General features: G+C 66.7%; 11 protein-coding genes. 2 read left to right on the top strand and 9 right to left on the bottom strand.

Translation table 11 applies throughout. The annotated features are described in order from the left end of the window. Positions 1 to 348 precede the first annotated feature (348 nt). Genes AC07XB_RS20210 through AC07XB_RS20200 form a run of 3 tightly spaced genes read right to left on the bottom strand, consistent with a single transcriptional unit; the run spans position 349 to position 2,416 of the window. Positions 349 to 1,191 carry an NAD-dependent protein deacetylase gene (locus AC07XB_RS20210; protein WP_492829584.1) on the bottom strand — a complete coding sequence of 281 codons (843 nt, stop codon included), beginning with the start codon at positions 1,189 to 1,191 and terminating at the stop codon, positions 349 to 351. A gap of 60 nt (positions 1,192 to 1,251) precedes the next feature. Then, positions 1,252 to 1,521 (bottom strand): oxidoreductase-like domain-containing protein, encoded by a 270-nt coding sequence (locus tag AC07XB_RS20205; protein WP_492372173.1) that lies wholly within the window; start codon positions 1,519 to 1,521, stop codon positions 1,252 to 1,254. A 22-nt stretch (positions 1,522 to 1,543) separates the two neighbouring features. Further along, positions 1,544 to 2,416, bottom strand: coding sequence for a helix-turn-helix transcriptional regulator (locus tag AC07XB_RS20200; protein WP_492829582.1), 873 nt, complete (start codon positions 2,414 to 2,416; stop codon positions 1,544 to 1,546). A 114-nt stretch (positions 2,417 to 2,530) separates the two neighbouring features. Here AC07XB_RS20200 and AC07XB_RS20195 point away from each other — a divergent pair, with 114 nt between their 5' ends. Continuing rightward, entirely contained in the window at positions 2,531 to 3,967 is a 1,437-nt protein-coding gene (locus tag AC07XB_RS20195; protein WP_492829580.1) for an MFS transporter, read from the top strand. Here the strand turns inward: AC07XB_RS20195 and AC07XB_RS20190 are convergent, their stop codons facing one another. Together AC07XB_RS20190 and AC07XB_RS20185 are read right to left on the bottom strand one after the other, a co-directional pair. Beyond that, positions 3,968 to 4,246, bottom strand: coding sequence for a hypothetical protein (locus AC07XB_RS20190; RefSeq protein WP_492829578.1), 279 nt, complete (start codon positions 4,244 to 4,246; stop codon positions 3,968 to 3,970). It lies immediately after the preceding gene. Then, positions 4,247 to 4,474 carry an SRPBCC family protein gene (locus AC07XB_RS20185; protein ID WP_492829576.1) on the bottom strand — a complete coding sequence of 76 codons (228 nt, stop codon included), beginning with the start codon at positions 4,472 to 4,474 and terminating at the stop codon, positions 4,247 to 4,249. A gap of 387 nt (positions 4,475 to 4,861) precedes the next feature. On the opposite strand from AC07XB_RS20185, the gene AC07XB_RS20180 reads away from it, so the two are divergent. Beyond that, positions 4,862 to 6,943, top strand: coding sequence for a patatin-like phospholipase family protein (locus AC07XB_RS20180; RefSeq protein ID WP_492829574.1), 2,082 nt, complete (start codon positions 4,862 to 4,864; stop codon positions 6,941 to 6,943). Between the two features lie 96 nt (positions 6,944 to 7,039). Here AC07XB_RS20180 and AC07XB_RS20175 read toward each other — a convergent pair whose 3' ends face one another. The 4 genes from AC07XB_RS20175 to AC07XB_RS20160 form a co-directional block, all read right to left on the bottom strand. Next, complete coding sequence (locus AC07XB_RS20175; protein WP_492372169.1) at positions 7,040 to 8,587, bottom strand: efflux transporter outer membrane subunit; 1,548 nt, start codon at positions 8,585 to 8,587, stop codon at positions 7,040 to 7,042. Positions 8,588 to 8,598: 11 nt separating this feature from the next. After that, entirely contained in the window at positions 8,599 to 11,790 is a 3,192-nt protein-coding gene (locus AC07XB_RS20170) for an efflux RND transporter permease subunit (protein WP_492829572.1), read from the bottom strand. A gap of 225 nt (positions 11,791 to 12,015) precedes the next feature. Further along, complete coding sequence (locus AC07XB_RS20165) at positions 12,016 to 13,278, bottom strand: efflux RND transporter periplasmic adaptor subunit (protein ID WP_492372167.1); 1,263 nt, start codon at positions 13,276 to 13,278, stop codon at positions 12,016 to 12,018. 143 nt (positions 13,279 to 13,421) lie between these two features. Then, positions 13,422 to 14,345, bottom strand: a complete 924-nt coding sequence (locus AC07XB_RS20160) for an alpha/beta hydrolase (protein ID WP_416052301.1) — start codon at positions 14,343 to 14,345, stop codon at positions 13,422 to 13,424. Between the last annotated feature and the right edge of the window lie 30 nt (positions 14,346 to 14,375).

Genomic DNA, 14,375 nt, shown 5'->3' with positions numbered 1-14,375 from the left:
CGTGGGCGCCATGAAAGCAAGGCCTCGGAATTCCCGCCCGCCTGCTGCCCCGATTGCGAAACGCCGCGCAGCCGTGGCGCGAGTGACTGAGTGACGCAGCAGCCGCGCGCGCGTTGTGCCATGCCCGCCGGTTGACGTAATGCGCTTCGCGAGCAACCATTGAACCATCCGCCCGATCCACCTGGATCCGGAGGACATGGGCCATTAATCCGCGCGGCGATCGGCGAATGGACGTTGGCAACACCGCCGCCCGCAATCCCGGCCCTGGACATCAGTTGGCGTCACGCCGCATCGGAGTCGTGGCGCTGCGCTTGCGGCTTTGACCTTGACACCGGCAACCAAGGCCCCTCACCCCACCCCCAGCCGCCCGGCAAGATCCACCAGCGCCGCCACGCAAGACACCTCCGCCTTCAATGCCAGCAACGCATCCGCGCGCGTCTGCCCGAGATTGACCGCAGCGACCGGCTTGCCAAGCTTGCCCGCTGCGAGGCAGAAGCGATAGCCGGAGAACACCGTCAGCGACGACCCGATCACCAGCAGCGCATCGGCCCCCTCCAGCGCCTGCATGGAAGCGTCGACGCGCTCGCGCGGCACCGACTCCCCGAAGAACACCACATCGGGCTTGAGCACGCCGCCGCAGTGCCCGCACGCGGGAATGTGCACGGCCTCGAAACTGGCCAGCTCCAGGTGCGCATCGCCATCGGAAGCCGGCAGCGCGCGCAGTTCCGCCAGCGCCGGGTTGTCCGCCTCGAGTTGCGCCTGCAGCGAAGCGCGCGGGCGGCGCGTGCCGCATTGCAGGCAGATCACGCTGCCCACATGGCCATGCAGCTCGATCACGCCGGTGCTGCCAGCGCGCTGGTGCAGGCCGTCCACGTTCTGGGTGACAAGCTGGCGCACATAGCCAGCCGCTTGCAGCTGAGCCAGCGCGAAGTGCGCGGCGTTAGGCTGCGCGTTGGCCAACACCGGCCAGCCCAGCATGCTGCGCGCCCAATAGCGCTGGCGCACCGCATGCGAGCGAAAGAAATCCTGCGCCTGCACGGGCGGCGTGCGCTGCCAGTTGCCCTGCGCGTCTCGGTAGCCGGGAATGCCGGAGTCGGTGCTGATGCCGGCCCCCGTCAGCACCAGCAGGCGCGGATGGTCCCGCACGAACGCGTGGAGATCGGCCAGCAGGTTCCGGTCGGTGACGGTCAAGGGGAGCTCCTTGTCTTGTGCGCGTGGCGTGCGGGGGGCGTGCGTGGCGTATCAGCCGGATCAGAAGCTGGGACCGCCCGCGCCCGCGGCGGCATCGGCGGTCTGCCCGGCGAGCGCCAGCCAGGCCTTCAACTCGGCGCGATACTGCTCCATCGCCGCGGCGTGCAGGTCGAAGATGCAGGGATCGCAGCCATTGCCGCAGCAATCATTGATATCCGGCGTGGGCGGCGCTACAGGCTTGGGCGGCAATGCTTGCGCTGCCGGCTCCGGCGTAGCCGCCGTTTCTGGGGTGCGTCCTGCGGGGGACGCCAGGTTTTCTACCGACACCATCGACTCCAATTGAATTGCACGATCAGTATACGGCCGGCGGGCGCGCGCCGCTGCCGATGCCACTGGCCAGCCATGCCTCGAATGCCTCGCTGCCCGGCTCCCCCGCTACCGCCGCGTAGACCACCAGCCGCAGGTGACGCTCCTCGTCCGCAGTGAGCGTGGCATGCTCGCAGCGCACCGTGCCCACCGCATCCAGCCACAAGGCCCGGATGCCGGTGCAAACGCCCTGCACATCGTGCTGGCGCCACCATTGCCTGAAATCCGGCGCTGCGCGCTCCAGCTCGTCCACCAGCTCAAGCAGGGTCGGATCGTCCGGTGCGCGGGCCAGGTCGCGGCGAAAGCTCGCCAGCATCTGTGGCGCCTGCGCCTCCCAGCCGGCAAAGCGCTCGCGCATGGCCGGGTCCAGAAAGATCATGCGCAGCATATTGCGATGGCCCGGCGCGCAAGCGCCAAAGCCGAACACGCGCTCGGCCGCCGCGTTCCACGCCAGCACATCCCAGCGCAGGTTGAGCACATAGGCAGGCCGCAGCGGCAGGTCGTCCATCAACCGGCGCACCAGCGGCGGCACCGTGCACCAGGTGCGTCCGCTCTCGGCTGGCGGGCGCTGGTGCGCCAGCAGAAACAGGTGGCGCCGCTCGGCGGCGTCCAGCCGGAGCACGCGCGCCAGGTTCTCCAGGAACGCCGCCGAAACGCCGATCTCGCGCCCCTGCTCCAGCCAGGTGTACCAGGTCAGGCCCACGCCGGCCAACGCCGCCACCTCCTCGCGGCGCAGGCCCGGGGTGCGGCGCCGGCCGGCGCTGGGCAGGCCCGCCTGCGCAGGCGAGATGCGTTCGCGCCGCTGGCGCAGGAAGTCCGCCAGCGCAGCGCGGGTACGGTCTAGGGTGCGTGACGGCATGAAATTAGCGGCATGGCGTTAGCCTGTTGCCTGATGTAATAGCATAATTAGTTAAATTGTAATACTTTAACGAGCAGCTGAGAATGCGGGCCTAAGTATTCAACAGGATCCCCCATGCCCTCTCCAAGCACCTTGCCCGTGCTGTTCGTGCTGTTGCTAGGCGGCTTTGTCACCCTCTTCGACCTGTTCGTGGTCAATGTGGCGATTCCTTCCATTCAGGCCGACCTGGGCGCCAGCTTCGGCGAGATCGGGGCAGTCGTGGCGGCCTACGAACTGGCCTACGGCGTGCTGCTGATCACCGGCAGCCGCCTGGGCGATCTCCACGGCCGGCGGCGGCTGTTCGCGCTCGGCATGGCAGGCTTCACGCTGGCCTCGGCGCTGTGTGGCGTGGCCCCTACCGCGGCGCTGCTGATCGCGGCGCGCGTGCTGCAAGGCGGCGCCGCCGCGCTGTTGTTCCCCCAGATCTACGCCGTGATCCGCGTCAGCCTTGACGAGGCCGCGCGCCGCCGCGCCTTCGGCCTGCTCGGCATGACGCTTGGCCTGGCTGCCATCGCCGGCCAGGTGCTGGGCGGCCTGCTGGTGCAGAGCGACCTGTTTGGCCTCGGCTGGCGCCTGATCTTCCTGATCAATATCCCGGTGGGCGTGGCAGCCATGCTGGCCGCGCGGCGCATCCCCGAATCGCGGGCCATGGCAGCGCCCGGCTCGCCCGCAAGCGGGCTGGATTGGGCCGGCGTGCTGCTGGCCAGCGCCGGGCTGACGCTGCTGCTGGTGCCGCTGCTGGAGGGCCCCGCGCGCGGCTGGCCGGGCTGGGCCTTTGCCTCGCTGGCGCTGGCCGCCGCCTTGCTGGCCGGCTTTGTGCGCTTGGAGCGGCGCCGATCCGCGCCGTTGGTGGACCTGGCCCTGTTTGCCCAGCGCCGCTTTGCCCTGGGCACGCTGGTGGTGCTGCTGGTGTACTCCACGGCCAGCGCGTTCTTCCTGTGCTTTGCCCTGCTGTTGCAGGCTGGGCTGGGCGTCGGCCCGCTGCTGGCCGGCAGCGTGTTCGCGCCGGCCAGCGTGGGATTCGTTGCCGCGTCGATGTGGGCGCCCCGGCTGGTGGGGCGCTTCGGCAACGCCGTACTCGCCGTGGCGGCCTTGCTTTACGCCACGGCGCACACCGTCCTGACGCTCCAGGTGGTGACGGCAGGCGCCATGCTGGTGCCCTGGCATCTGGTGCCCGCGCTGATCCTGTTCGGCCTGGCCCAGGGCATGCTGATGACGCCGCTGCTCAATCTCGTGCTCGGCCTTGCACGCGAGGCGCAGGCCGGCATGGCGTCCGGGCTGGTGTCGACCATGCAGCAAGTGGGCGGCGCATTCGGCATCGCCATCGCGGGCATGTTCTTCCAGCAGGCGCTGCAAGCCGAAGGCGGCATCGGCAGCGCGCAACGCTATGCCCACGCGTTTGCCGGCGCGATGGGCTACAACCTGGCGGCGGCGCTGCTCTGTGCGCTGCTGTTGCTCGCACTGGCTCGGCCGCTAGCCCGCCCGGACGCCGCGGCCCAGGCGGCACGCTGATCAGCCGCCCGTGCCGGGCGAGGGCTTGCGGGCCTCCAGCACCGCCCGCAGCCGCGTCACCGCCTCAGCCGACTCGGCCTCAATGCGCTTGCGCAGCACCAGCCAATTGGTCAGCGCAAACAGCAGGTTCGGCGCGGGGTAGCTGAATTCGCGCCGGAAGTGCGTGCCCTGCGGCGTCTGGGCGAGCGTGTAGCGGACCGCGCCCGCCTCGCGCCCATCGATGGTGCCCTGGATCATCCAGGCCGAGGACGGGCTGCGCTCCACCGCGGTCCACACCACCTAGCCGCGCCGCCCGGCTACCGAGAACGTCTCGGTGACCTGCTCGCCGGGCAGGAGCGAATGACCGGCCGAGGCGCCAGTCACGGCGAGCGAAGATGGATGCCAGTTGGGCCAGTTGGCGGGCGTGGAAACGTAGTCGAACACCACGGCATCAGGCTGCGCGATCGTCACCTCGTTGACGATATGCGTGACGGCGCGCCACGACCGCGGCAAGGGGAGCAACAGCACGGCCGCCGCGCCCGCCAAAACCAGGAACCCGACGAACAGGGTCCGCCGCTTGTGGGTCCGCCTTCTGTGGATTCGCCGCCTGCTCATGGTGGGGGCCTGGACTATCAATGCGCCGACGGGCTGCGGTAAGGCCTGCGGCCCTCTCCGGCTAGGGTGGCCGAAGTGCTTTTAGCTTTTAGTGTAGTCAGCTTTGATCGCCGCGATGGCTCGGCGAATCACGCATGCAAGACGCCCTATCACGGGGACGGCCACCTCGCCCATCCCATGAAATGCTTACCCCCAATTGGCCGTATTCCGGCCATTGGCTGGTTGCTATGCTCAGTGCCGAAAAGGCGGAAAAAGCAGAGAAGGTAAAAAAGGCCGGATGGCTCTATGGAGACGAGGTATATGCGCAAAGCACTAATTTCCTGCCTGGGACTGGCAATGGCGGGCTGCGCCGTGGGTTATCGGAACCCCGATCTCGCCGGGGCTCAGGACCTGCGCATGCCGCTACCGCCCTGCACCGCCCCCGCGGCTAGCAACTGCCTGAACGACAGCCAATCACTCGAACCAGAGGCCATTTACGCGGCGGAAGTGGGATCCCGAACTAACAGTCCGCGCGTCGGGCTAGCACTGTCCGGAGGTGGGTCAAAGGCGGCACCGTTCGCGCTTGGCGTCTTGCAGGAGTTAGTCAACGCCGACGCGCTGGGCAGCATCGACTATATCTCCAGCGTGTCGGGTGGCAGCTATGCGGCACTTTACCTATACGCCAACGCGTTGAGGGTCAGCGAAAAGCCCGAACTCGGGCCCCTCAAGCGGTACTTCGCGGATATCCGTCCCGTTAGTTTCCCCCCAAAGGAAAAGACGGTTGGCACCGAGGGCTACGTGCCTGCTGCCAGCCCGGGAGGGCTGAAGAAAGACCTGCAATTGGACGTGGCCCAGGCAGGTGCCTGCGAGAAGATATTCACCCCGGCGCAGGAACCCGTCGTTCAAGACAACCGGAACCTCGGGTGGGTAGATTGCTACCAGGACATCCTGTTTACCGCGCCCGGCGGAACGTCCAAGCGCTATGACCGTACAGAGCCTGTGCGCAAAGCGGCCTTTACGGCGCTGGAGAACATCTCCACCGCGCCCGTTGCGCTGCTCAGTGGCGTGCTGTTTGACTGGCGTCTACCCACCTCACCCTCGCAGCAGCAATATGCGCGAGGGATTTTCCGGACCTACGGTTATCAGCCGTCCGCAGGCGAGGAGGTTCCAGCGCCCCTCTGGAGCGCGGATATCGCAGCGCAGATGAACTCGCTGACATTCAGGCGGCTGAGGACGCTCTATTCGGCATCGCCTGTGAATCCGCGCGTGCCGATCTGGATCATCAACGCCACCGCAGCGAGTGGCAATGTGCTGCTGGATGTCGACTCCGCACCTTATGACCTGTCCGAAGCCGTCTTTGAGGCCACGCCGTTTGGTTACGGCGCTGGCCGCTTCGGCTACGTGCGGGGCTATCTGGACGACCTGGGCGTCGGCGTCGCCGACACCGTGCTGGCTTCGGCTGCCTTCTTCGACACCGCCCAACGACAATACAACCGTTTCGCAGTCAACAGCGTGCTGACGCTAACGAACTCGCGGTGGGGAATCGATATCGCCAACTATCGCGTCGGCGACGCCACGCGCCGCTGGCACTCGCTGCTGCCCTGGCCGTTCTACTACCTGAATGACCTTCCCTCATCGAACAGCGGCCCCACCATTCATTTGTCCGACGGCGGGCAAAGTGGCGACAACCTTGGGATGGTCAGCCTGATTCGGCGCGGCATGGACAAGCTGATCGTAGTGGCAGGGGAACAGGATTTCACCGCCACCGGCGAGCGCGATGGCTATTCGGACTTCGCTTCGCTTTGCGCAGTCAACCGCTATCTGGGCCAGCAGTCGCCGCAGCGGCATATCGTGTTCTTCGGCCATCCGTCGGAGCCAAACGAGGATATGTTCGACCTTTCAGCACAATGCGATGCCGACAAGGTTCGCCTCAAGACGGCAACCTTGTCTGCCGAAGCCAAGCAACCCGTGCCGGGAGCCGTCAACCCCTTGCGCTGGCGCAATGCGGTTTGGCGAGGCCGGATCGTCCCGCTCGACGATACGCAAGCCGCCGCGTCGGAAAAATGCGTTCAGCCAGCTTGCGCGGAGGTGTTCTATCTGATGTCTGGATTGGATCGAGCGCGCTGGATGGCCAAGGCGGCCTATCTGATCGATGACAAAAAATACGCGGAGGTGCAAAACTGTATCGGATACAAGGCCTTCGATCCTGACGGATTCGAGTACAGTTGCCCTGTGTTGCAGTACTTGTTCGAGCAGATACGCGATCCGGTTTGGCGCTGGCCACAGACTACGACCGTCGGCACCACCTATAACAGCAGTGTCAACCTTGCGCGTGCCTACCGTTACCTCGGCGTACTGGGCGCACGCTCGCTGCGCGAAAGCCGGTTGTTTGCCAAAGAATAGTGCAGCGAGCCCGTACGGCCGGTTGTCCGACGCATACGGGCCCATCGTGCGGCAACGCAAGCACAGCCAGGCAGCAGGACACCACGCTGCTTGTGCTCAGTGGTTCGATGCCAGCGGGCCAGTGCCCGCCTGCGCCACACTGGGTGCGGCATCCGGCAACGGCCCCCACCCGCCGCCCAGCCGGCGCACCAGCGCCACCGTGGCGGAGGCACGCAGCCCGGCCACCTGGTTGGCGTCGCGCTGCGACTGCAGTACCGTGCGGTCCGCGTCGATCACCGTCAGGTAATCCACCGCGCCCGCCTCGTAGCGGCTGCGCGAGATCTTGGCCGCGCGGCGGGCGCCGCCCAGTGCGCCGTCCAATGCGCCGGCCTGCTGGCTCAGCCAGCGTACGTCCGCCAGGCTATCTTCCACCTCGCGCATCGCGGTCAGCACGCTCTGGCGGTAGCTCGCCACCGCTTCCTCGTGCTGGGCGCGCGCCGCCGCCAGGTTGGCCTTGTTGCGGCCTCCGTCGAAGATCGGGGCGGCGATCGTGCTGCCGATCAGCGGCCCCAGCGCCCACGCGCTGGAGGACCACTTGAACAGGTTCGACAGGTCGCTCGACTCAAAGCCGAACAAGCCGCTCAGCGTGATGCGTGGATAGAACGCGGCCTTCGCCACGCCGATGCGTGCATTAGCAGCCGCCATCAGGCGCTCGGCTTGCGCGATGTCGGGACGGCGCTCCAGCAAATCGGAGGGCAGCCCCGCCGGCACGGTGATCAGCGCGGCGTCCAGCGGGCGCGCAGCCAGCGTGAAGGCGGCCGGCGGCGCGCCGGTCAGCACCGCCAGCGCGTGCTCCTGGTTAGCGCGGCGGCGCTCGATGCCGGCGAGATCCGCGCGGGCTGTACCAAGCTCGGCTTCGGCGCGGGCGGGGTCGAGGTCCGTGGTTTCGCCTTCGTCGAAGCGGCGCTTGAGCAGCTTGAGCGCGTCCTCGCGCAGGGTGATGGTGGCGTTGAGCAGGTCGCGCTCGCTGTCCAGCGTGCGCAGCGCGAAGTAGGCTTGCGCCACGTCCGCCTGCAGCGCCAGCAGCACCGAACGATACAGGTCTTCCGCCGCATCGCCTTCGGCGCGCGCCGCCTTGACGTTGTCGGCCACGCGACCGAACAGGTCAAGCTCGTAGCTGGCAAAGGCGCGTGCCCTGAGCACGGTCTGCGGCGCCACCTTGGTGCCATCGGGCAGCCCTTGCGAGGCGGCCGACAATTGCGTGCGGGTCGGGTCCAGGCCCACGCTCAACTGCGGGTACTGGTCGGCCTCGGCCACGCCGGTGAAGGCGCGGGCCTGCTTGAGGCGTGCCGCGGCGATCGCCAGGTCCTGGTTGGATTCGGTCGCGGTGGCGATCAGGCGGTCGAGATCGGCGTCGCCGAAGATCTTCCACCATTCGCCGCGCTGCGCGCCTTCGGCGGGCGTGGCCACCTTCCATTGCGTGCCTTCGGCTTGCGCGGCCATCGCTTCCTTGTAGGCCGGCGTGGCGGCGGTCGCGCTTTCCGGCACCTTGTAGGTCGGTGCCAGCGAGCAGCCCGCCAGGATCAGGGCCACGGCCAGCGTGGCCAGGCGCGGCAGCGCCGCAGGCAGTAGCGATGTCATCTTGGATGTCAATGTTGCGTTCATGTCGATCACCGTTATTCAGCGGAGGCGATAGCCTTGTGGCTCGCCGACGGCGCTTCCGACACCTTGCGGCGCTGGCCACGGGTCGCCAGCAAACGCAGCGCCACGTAGAACACCGGGGTCAGGAACAGCCCGAAGAAGGTCACGCCCAGCATGCCGGCGAACACTGCCACGCCCATCGCATGGCGCATCTCGGCACCCGCGCCGGTGGACACCACCAGCGGCACCACCCCCATGATGAACGCGAACGACGTCATCAAGATCGGGCGCAGGCGCAGGCGGCTGGCTTCAATGGCGGCGGCCACGATGGAGCGGCCCTCAAGCTCCAGCTCCCGCGCAAACTCCACGATCAGGATCGCGTTCTTGGCTGACAGCCCCACCAGCACGATGAAACCAATCTGCGTGAAGATGTTGTTGTCGCCCTTGGTCAGCCACACGCCAGTCATGGCAGCCAGCAGGCTCAGGGGCACGATCAGGATCACGGCCAGCGGCAAGGTCAGGCTTTCGTACTGCGCGGCCAGCACCAGGAACACCAGCAGCACGCACAGCGGGAAGATCCATACCCCCGCGTTGCCGGCCAGGATGTCCTGGTAGGTCAGGTCGGTCCACTCGAACTTGATGCCCTTGGGCAGCGTCTCGGCCGCAATGCGCTCAGCCGCGGCTTGCGCCTGGCCCGAGGAGAAGCCCGGGGCCGGGCCGCCGTTCATGTCCGCCGCGGTGAAACCGTTGTAGCGGATCACGCTGTCCGGGCCAAACCCCTGGTTGACTGTGAGCAGCGACGACAGCGGCACCATGTCGCCCGCGCTGTTGCGCGTCTTCAGTTGCAGGATGTCCTCGGCGTGGGCGCGGAACTGCGCATCCGCCTGGACCTTGACCTGGTAGGTCCGGCCAAACTTGTTGAAGTCGTTGACATAGGCCGAGCCGAGGTAGGTCTGCAGCGTGTCGAACACGTCCGTCACCGGCACGCCCAATTGCTTGGCTTTCACCCGATCCAGTTTCACATCCAGCTGCGGCACGTTGACCTGGTAGTTGGTGAAGATACCGGCCAGCTCCGGCGTGGCGCGCGCCTTGGTGGTAAAGGCGTTGGTTGCGTCGAACAAGGCGTCGTAACCCAGCGCGGCACGGTCCTCGATCATCATCTTGAAGCCGCCGATGGTGCCCAGGCCCTGAACCGGCGGCGGCGGGAACACGGCGATGAAAGCATCCTGGATCGCAGCGTACTTGCCGTTGAGCTGCGCCGCGATGGCGTTGCCCGACAGTTCCTTGGTCTTGCGTTCTTCAAACGGCTTGAGCGAGACAAAGACAATGCCGGCGCTCGGGCTGTTAGTGAAGCCATTGATCGACAGGCCCGGGAAGGCAATCGCCGATTCCACGCCCGGCTGCTTGAGCGCGATGTCGGACATCTGACGGATCACGTCCTCGGTGCGGTCCAGCGTGGCGCCGTCAGGCAGCTTGGCAAAGCTCACCAGGTACTGCTTGTCCTGCGCCGGCACAAAGCCCTTGGGCACAAGCTGGAACACACCCCAGGTCAGCGCCAGCATCACGGCGTAGACGCCGAACACCGCCGTCTTGCGCGAGATCACGCCCTTCACACCCTTGCCGTAACGGTCGGCGCTGGCACCGAAGAAACGATTGAAGCGGCCGAAGAAGCCACCCAGCACGCGATCCATGCCGCGCGAGAGCCAGTCCTTGGGCGCATCGTGGCCGCGCAGCAGCAGCGCGGACAAGGCCGGCGACAGCGTCAGCGAATTGAAGGCCGAGATGATGGTCGAGATGGCGATGGTCAGCGCAAACTGCTTGTAGAACTGACCGGTCAGGCCCGTCATGAAGGCCAGCGGCACGAACACGGCGATCAGCGTCAGCGCGATCGCGATGATCGGGCCGCTCACCTCACGCATGGCCTTGTAGGTGGCCTCTTTTGGCGATAACCCCTCGGCGATATTGCGCTCGACGTTCTCCACCACCACGATCGCATCGTCCACCACGATCCCGATAGCGAGCACCAGCCCGAACAGTGACAACGCATTGATCGAGAAGCCAAAGGCGTGCATCAGCCCGAACGTCCCCACGATCGACACCGGCACGGCCAGCAGCGGAATCACCGAGGCGCGCCACGTCTGCAGGAACAGGATCACCACCAGCACCACCAGGGCGATGGCTTCGAACAACGTGTGGGTCACGGCCTCGATGCTATGGCGCACGAACTGCGTCGGGTCATAGACGATGCTGTAGTCCACGCCATCGGGGAAGTTCTGCTTGAGCTCCTCCATGGTCTTGCGCACGTCGTCCGATATCTGGATGGCGTTGGAGCCAGGAGCCTGGAAGATCGGAATGGCCACCGCGGACTTGTTGTCCAGCAGCGAGCGCAGCGCGTACTCCGACGCGCCCAGCTCGATGCGGGACACGTCTTTCAGGTACGTCACGCCGCCATCGGGCGAGGTCGCCACGATGATGTCGCCAAAGGCCTCCACGGTTTCCAGGCGGCCCTGCGCGTTCACCGAGAGCTGCAGGTCAGCGCCCGGCAGCGCGGGCGAGGCGCCGATCACACCAGCGGCCACCTGCACGTTCTGCTCGCGGATGGCCTTGACCACGTCGGCGGCCACCAGCTTGCGCTCGGCCATCTTCTCGGGGTTCAGCCACACGCGCATGGAATAGTCACCCGAGCCGAACAGCTGCACCTGGCCCACGCCCTGGATCCGCGCCAGGCGGTCCTTGACGTTGATCACCGCGTAGTTGCGCAGGTAGGTCATGTCGTAGCGGTCGTTCGGCGAGACCAGGTGGACCACCATGGTCAGGTCGGGCGAGCTTTTCACCGTGGTGATGCCCAGGCGGCGCACGTCCTCCGGCAGGCGCGGCTCGGCTTGCGCCACGCGGTTCTGCACGAGCTGCTGGGCCTTGTCCGGATCCGTGCCGAGCTTGAAGGTGACGGTCAGCGTCAGCAGGCCATCGCTATTGGCTTGCGACGACATGTAGAGCATGTCCTCGACGCCGTTGATCTGCTCCTCCAGCGGAGACGCCACGGTCGCGGCAATCACCTTGGGGTTGGCGCCCGGATACTGCGCGCGCACCACCACGGACGGCGGCACCACCTCGGGATACTCCGAGATGGGTAGCTTGAACATCGAGATGGCGCCGATCAGGAAGATCAGCACCGATAGCACGCCGGCAAAGATAGGCCGGTCGATAAAGAATTTCGAGAGATTCATCTCAGTCTCGGCAGTCTTGGCGAAAGGGCTCCCCCTGGCGGCCTGAATGGCAGGCGCCATGTGGAGCGGGGAAGCTAAAAAATGGTTTGGCCTCGGGGGAGAGGTACTTTCAAAGCCGGCGCACCGTGGATACGCCCGCCCTCTCCCCCGGCCCCTCCCCCGCCATGCGGGAGAGGGGAGCAAACCCTTGACGGATTCAGCGCATGCGGTTCATGCCGGATCGGCTCAGGTCACCGGCTTTCCGTCGGCCGCCTTATCCGTGGTTTTCTCCGTGGCCGCTTGCTTGCGGTCAGCCGATTCGCCGCGTTGATCCAGTTCGCGCTTGAACGCCATATCGACCGGCTTGGGCGCAACCGTGATGCCGGGGCGCACACGCTGCAGGCCATTGACCACGATCTTCTCGTCGGCCTTCAAACCCTGGCGGATCACGCGCAGCCCTTCATACGACGGCCCAAGCGTGACTTCGCGATAGGCCAGTTTGTTGGCGCCATCCAGCACCAGCACAAACTTCTTGCCCTGATCGGTGCCGATGGCGCGGTCGTTGATCAGCACCACCGGATGCGGCGTGCCGCCGCCGAGCTTGATGCGCGCATACAGTCCCGGCAGCAGGCGGCCGTCCGGGTTGTCGAACACGGCGCGCACGCGGATGGTGCCGCTCTTGGTGTCGAGCCGGTTGTCCAGCGACTGGATATGGCCCTCGCGCGGATAGTCCTCATCGTTAGCCAGGCCCAGGAACACTGGGAGCTTTGACTGGCCACCTTCGCCACCGGACGCTTTGTCCGCCGTATAGCGCAGGTAGGTCTGCTCATCGAGCTCGAAGCTGGCATAGACCGGCGAGACCGACACCACCGTGGTCAGCACCGGCGTGCCGGCACCGGCCGCCACCAGGTTGCCCACCGTGATCTCGGCGCGCGATACGCGCCCGCTGACCGGCGCGGTGATGCGCGTATAGGTCAGGTTAAGGCGAGCCACATCCAGCGAGGCCTGCGCGGCACGCACATTGGCGATGGCTTCGCGCGAACCGTTGTCGCGCTCATCGAACTCGCGGCGCGATACCGCGTTGTCCTGCACCAGTCGCTGCGCGCGGGCCAGTTCGGTCTGCGCGTGGCCGGCACGCACTTGCGCGGCGGCCAGCGCGGCTTCCGCACGCGCTACCTCTGCGGCATAAGGACGCGGGTCGATGGTAAACAGCGGATCGCCCTTCTTCACCAGCGCGCCTTCACGGAAGTGCACGGCGTCGATGGTGCCGCCAACGCGGGCGCGGATCTCAACCCGGTCCACCGCTTCCAGACGGCCGGAGAACTCGTCCCATTCGGTGATGGTCTTGCCAAGGGCCGCTGCCACGTCCACGGTGGTGGGTGCTGCCGGGCCAGGCACGGCCTGCGCCTCGCCAGCGTGCCAGGGCTTGAAGATCGAGGTGGCCAGGCCAGCGCCGAGCACTGCGACGATGGCCAGGGCAATCATGGTGCGTCGAGTTTGCTGATTCATTTTCTTGACTCCGTATTCCGTCTGCGGGTTTTCTTCAACTGGAAAGCAAAAATAGGACGAACGCCCCCGCCGGAGCGCGCAAAGCGAGCACGCCCGGTACGCCTGCTTGTCGCAGGCCGGCTTGGCTTATTGGTAACGCGGGATCAGCCGGGCGGGCTGGCTCCTGTCTGGCGTTCGGCCTTGGGTGAGGCGTCGTCGTCGCCGGCAAGATAGCCTTGCAGGTAACGCGCGCCTTCGTTTATCCACACCTGACATCGGTCGTGGGACACTTCCACGCCGGCGCCACAGGCACCGGGCATGATCTGGACCTGCGCCGGCACACTGGCCGTCTGCAGGCGGCTGACGAAGGCTTCGCCTTCGGCACGCAATGCATCTTCTTCCGCCACCTGCACAAAGGTGGGCGGCAGGCCGGCCAGCCGCGAGGCCAGCGCCGGGGCCGCGTAGGGATGCACGCTGGCGGCCGGGGTCGGCAGGTAATCGCGGTAGTAGCCCGCCAGGCGCTGGAGCATTTCCAGCGGCACGCTGCGCCCGCCCTGCCCGACCGAGCACGAGGCGTGCTGCAGGCATGGATCAGTCACCGGGCGGATCAGCCACTGCGCGCGCGGCTCGGGCAAGCCGCGGTCGCGCAGCATCTGCGACAGCGCGATCGCCAGGTTGCCGCCCGCCTCTTCGCCCACCAGGGCAAAGCGCAGCTTGTCCACCTTGAGGCGGCGCGCATGGCGCAGCACCCATTCGGCGGTATGAAACACGTCCTCCGGCGCCGCCGGGAACGGAAAATCGGGGGCCAGCGAATACGCCGGAGTGACCACCACCGCAGGCACGGTAACGGCCAGCGAGCGCGCCAGGCGCTGGGATTTCTCCAGGCTGCCGTCCACAAAGCCGCCCGCATGCAGGTAGATCAGCCACGGCAGCGACGGGGCGGCCTTGCCCTCCGGATAGCCCGGCGGGTAATTCAGGCGCACCGTGATGGTGCGCCCGCAGCTCTCCACCGCGTGCTCCGTCACGCGCCCCTCGGCCAGTTCGGCTGCTAAGGCTGCTGCTGCGGCTTTCGATTGCGAGGGCGACATGTCGGTCACGTGCGGCGCGATGGCGACGCA

The sequence above is a fragment of the Cupriavidus sp. GW821-FHT02F09 genome (assembly GCF_059421605.1).
Note: the sequence above shows the minus strand (reverse complement) of the source record. Positions and strands in the feature narration are given on the sequence as shown.